Origin of the sequence: Pseudomonas sp. (genome assembly GCF_050739655.1) — a bacterium.
Classification (GTDB): Bacteria; Pseudomonadota; Gammaproteobacteria; order Pseudomonadales; family Pseudomonadaceae; genus Aquipseudomonas.
In genome coordinates this window covers 1-3987 of the sequence record NZ_JBOIBY010000351.1, presented here as the reverse complement: position 1 = coordinate 3987, position 3987 = coordinate 1, and the positions used below count along the sequence as shown (strand labels likewise).

The window sequence follows — 3987 nt, the reverse complement described above, 5'->3', positions numbered from 1 at the left end:
GCCGCGTGCCTGATGTGCCGCGACGGCCAGATCGTGCGCAAGAACGGCTGAGGATAAAAACAATGGAAGACATGCTGATCTCTCACGGTATCTACAACCTGATCATCTTCGTGCTGGCCATCTATGTTGGCTACCACGTGGTCTGGAACGTGACACCTGCACTGCACACCCCGCTGATGGCCGTCACCAACGCCATCTCGGCCATCGTCATTGTCGGCGCCATGCTCGCCGCTGCCCTCACGGTAACCCCGCTGGGCAAGACCATGGGCACTCTCGCCGTGGCCCTGGCCGCGGTGAACGTGTTCGGTGGTTTTCTGGTAACCCGGCGCATGCTTGAAATGTTCAAGAAGAAAGCGGCCCCGGCAAAAGCTCCGGCAGCCAAGGCCGAAGCAGTCAAGGCCGAGGTGCAGCAAGCATGAGCATGAACCTGGTTACTTCCCTGTATTTGATTGCCTCGGTCTGCTTCATCCAGGCACTCAAGGGACTCTCACATCCAACCACTTCGCGTCGCGGCAACCTGTTTGGCATGCTCGGCATGGGCTTGGCGATCCTTACCACGGTCGGGCTTATCTATAAGCTGGGCGCCGAACTGGCCCATGACGGTATCGTCTACGTGATCGTTGGCCTGCTGATCGGCGGCACCGCCGGTTCGATCATGGCCAAACGCGTTGAAATGACCAAGATGCCGGAACTGGTTGCCTTCATGCACAGCATGATCGGTCTGGCCGCGGTGTTCATCGCCATTGCGGCGGTCGTCGAGCCGCAGTCGCTGGGCATCGTTGCGCAACTGGGTGACGCGATCCCGGCCGGTAACCGCCTAGAGTTGTTCCTCGGTGCTGCCATTGGTGCGATCACCTTCTCCGGTTCGGTAATCGCCTTCGGCAAGCTGTCGGGCAAGTACAAGTTCCGCCTGTTCCAGGGCGCACCGGTACAGTTCACCGGCCAACACAAACTGAACCTGCTGCTGGGCGTGGCTACTCTTGGCCTGGGCATCACCTTCATGCTGACCGGCGACCTCAGCGCCTTCGCCTTGATGCTGGCCCTGGCCTTCATCATGGGTGTGCTGATCATCATCCCGATCGGTGGCGCGGACATGCCAGTAGTCGTGTCGATGCTCAACAGCTACTCCGGCTGGGCAGCTGCAGGTATCGGCTTCTCGCTGAACAACTCGATGCTGATCATCGCCGGCTCGCTGGTGGGCTCGTCTGGTGCGATCCTCTCGTACATCATGTGCAAGGCGATGAACCGCTCCTTCTTTAATGTACTGCTCGGCGGCTTCGGCAACACAGCCGACGCAGGGCCAGCAGGCGCCAAGGAAGCCCGTCCGGTCAAATCCGGTTCGGCTGACGACGCGACCTTCCTGCTGACCAATGCCGACACCGTGATCATCGTTCCGGGCTATGGCCTGGCGGTAGCACGGGCGCAGCATGCGTTGAAGGAACTGACCGAGAAGCTGACCCATCGCGGTGTTACCGTGAAGTATGCGATCCATCCGGTTGCCGGTCGTATGCCGGGCCACATGAACGTGTTGCTGGCCGAGGCCGAAGTGCCTTACGACCAGGTGTTCGAGATGGAAGACATCAACTCCGAGTTCGGTCAGGCTGACGTCGTGCTGGTGCTGGGCGCCAACGACGTGGTGAACCCTGCAGCCAAGAACGATCCGAAATCGCCGATTGCCGGCATGCCGATTCTCGAAGCGTTCAAGGCCAAGACCATCATCGTCAACAAACGCTCGATGGCTAGCGGCTATGCCGGCCTGGACAACGAACTGTTCTACCTGGACAAAACCATGATGGTGTTCGGCGACGCGAAAAAGGTCATCGAAGACATGGTCAAGGCTGTCGACTAAGCCTCACCCGCAAGACAAAACGCCCCGACTCGTCGGGGCGTTTTTGTTTGTGTAAATCGTAGGACAAACTATTCTTTTGTTACCGATCCAGTAACGGTGTTTTGCTCCAAAGCCCCGTAATAGACGCCTCGATTGCGACCTTGGTAGCGGGACAGATGTCGGCGCAATTCACTAGACTGCACGTCCCGCTACTTGTTGCCCGAGATAACAATCCATGTACCGTGACCGTATTCGCCTGCCTTCGTTGTTGGACAAAGTGATGAGCGCTGCCGACGCTGCCGCTATGATTGAGGACGGCATGACCGTCGGCATGAGTGGTTTTACTCGCGCCGGCGAAGCCAAGGCCGTCCCTCAGGCGCTGGCCGAGCGTGCCAAGGTCACGCCGCTGAAGATCAGCCTGATGACCGGCGCCAGCCTGGGCAACGACCTCGACAAACAGTTGACCGAAGCTGGCGTGCTGTCACGACGCATGCCATTCCAGGTCGACAGCACCCTGCGCAAGGCGATCAACGCCGGCGAGGTGATGTTCATCGACCAGCATCTCTCCGAAACCGTTGAGCAACTGCGCAACCAGCAACTGAAGCTGCCGGACATTGCCGTGATTGAAGCTGTGGCCATCACTGAGCAAGGCCATATCGTGCCAACCACTTCCGTGGGTAACTCGGCCAGCTTCGCGATTTTCGCCAAGCATGTGATTGTCGAAATCAACATGGCGCACAACCCGAACCTCGAAGGCCTGCACGACATCTACATTCCGACCTATCGTCCGACCCGCACCCCGATTCCACTGGTCAAGGTCGATGACCGCATTGGCAGCACCGCCATTCCGATTCCAGCGGAAAAAATCGTCGCCATCGTGATCACTGATCAGCCGGACTCGCCCTCCACTGTGCTGGCGCCGGACACCGAGACCCAAGCCATTGCCGACCATCTGATCGACTTCTTCAAACAGGAAGTGGCTGCTGGACGCATGACCAACAAGCTCGGCCCGCTACAAGCCGGTATAGGCACTATCGCCAACTCGGTGATGTGCGGCTTGATCGATTCGCCCTTTGAAGACCTGACGATGTATTCCGAAGTGCTGCAGGACTCGACCTTCGACCTGATCGATGCCGGGAAGCTGAGTTTTGCTTCGGGCAGTTCGATCACCCTATCGAGCCGTCGCAACGCCGATGTGTTTGGCAACCTGGAGCGCTACAAAGACAAACTGGTGCTTCGCCCTCAAGAGATTTCCAACCACCCTGAAGTCGTGCGCCGTCTCGGCATCATCGGCATCAACACAGCTCTGGAGTTCGACATCTACGGCAACGTCAACTCCACTCACGTCTGCGGCACGCGGATGATGAACGGCATCGGCGGCTCGGGCGACTTTGCGCGCAATGCGCATCTGTCCGTGTTCGTGACCAAGTCGATCGCCAAGGGCGGTGCGATCTCCAGCGTGGTGCCGATGGTCAGCCACGTTGACCATACCGAACATGACGTCGATATCCTCGTGACCGAAGTGGGCCTGGCAGACTTGCGGGGCCTGGCGCCTCGGGAGCGTGCCCGGGTCATCATCGACAAGTGTGTGCACCCGGATTACCGCCAGGCCCTGAATGATTACTTCACCGCCGCATGCGCCATCGGCGGGCACACCCCACATATCCTGCGTGATGCCCTGAGCTGGCACATAAACCTGGAAGAAACCGGGCAAATGCTGAAGAAGTAATTGCTACAGATAACAGCTGGCGCAAACACAGTTTCGCCAGCTTGCTCTTGCCGCCCTTAAATCTTACAAAAACTGTACTGCTGTACTGGTTATTTCTAAGTGGAAACCCTTACTCAATCGAACAAAATGAGCAGATTTGCACCACAACAGTGCGCATAGGTACAGTTGCCTCAATTTAGACCAGTACACACCCTATAAACAGTTAACTGAGCCCTCACAATACAGGTGAACTGTATCTACAGAGACTAGGCAAACGAGAGGATCATGGGCACCAGTTAAACCACTACCTAATCCCGCCACAAGCGGAAGGATGAAAACCATGGAACGTACACTCAGTTCCGAACTGTTCTTCGAAGACACTGCTGCAAAAACCCAGGCTTCCATGCCTCTGCGCGTTATCGCCAACCTGATGCTGTGGCAGCGCCGCATC

3 protein-coding genes and 1 pseudogene are annotated in these 3987 nt (G+C 57.7%); all 4 read left to right on the top strand.

The genetic code is table 11. The features are described from left to right. Positions 1-62 precede the first annotated feature (62 nt). Positions 63-419, top strand: coding sequence for an NAD(P) transhydrogenase subunit alpha (locus ACRESJ_RS17085; protein WP_007992881.1), 357 nt, complete (start codon positions 63-65; stop codon positions 417-419). Next, positions 416-1849 carry an NAD(P)(+) transhydrogenase (Re/Si-specific) subunit beta gene (locus tag ACRESJ_RS17080; RefSeq protein WP_007969748.1) on the top strand — a complete coding sequence of 478 codons (1434 nt, stop codon included), beginning with the start codon at positions 416-418 and terminating at the stop codon, positions 1847-1849. Before ACRESJ_RS17085 ends, ACRESJ_RS17080 begins: the two co-directional genes overlap by 4 nt. 214 nt (positions 1850-2063) lie before the next feature. After that, positions 2064-3557 (top strand): acetyl-CoA hydrolase/transferase family protein, encoded by a 1494-nt coding sequence (locus ACRESJ_RS17075; protein WP_431758950.1) that lies wholly within the window; start codon positions 2064-2066, stop codon positions 3555-3557. Positions 3558-3876: 319 nt separating this feature from the next. Then, a pseudogene (locus tag ACRESJ_RS17070) lies at positions 3877-3987 on the top strand (DUF1127 domain-containing protein); the annotation flags it as partial.

Excerpts from the sequence above, each read along its gene's own strand:
- ACRESJ_RS17085 (WP_007992881.1), top strand. The coding sequence starts at position 63 with ATGGAAGACATGCTGATCTCTCACGGTATCTACAACCTGATCATCTTC.
- ACRESJ_RS17080 (WP_007969748.1), top strand. The coding sequence starts at position 416 with ATGAGCATGAACCTGGTTACTTCCCTGTATTTGATTGCCTCGGTCTGC.
- ACRESJ_RS17075 (WP_431758950.1), top strand. The coding sequence starts at position 2,064 with ATGTACCGTGACCGTATTCGCCTGCCTTCGTTGTTGGACAAAGTGATG.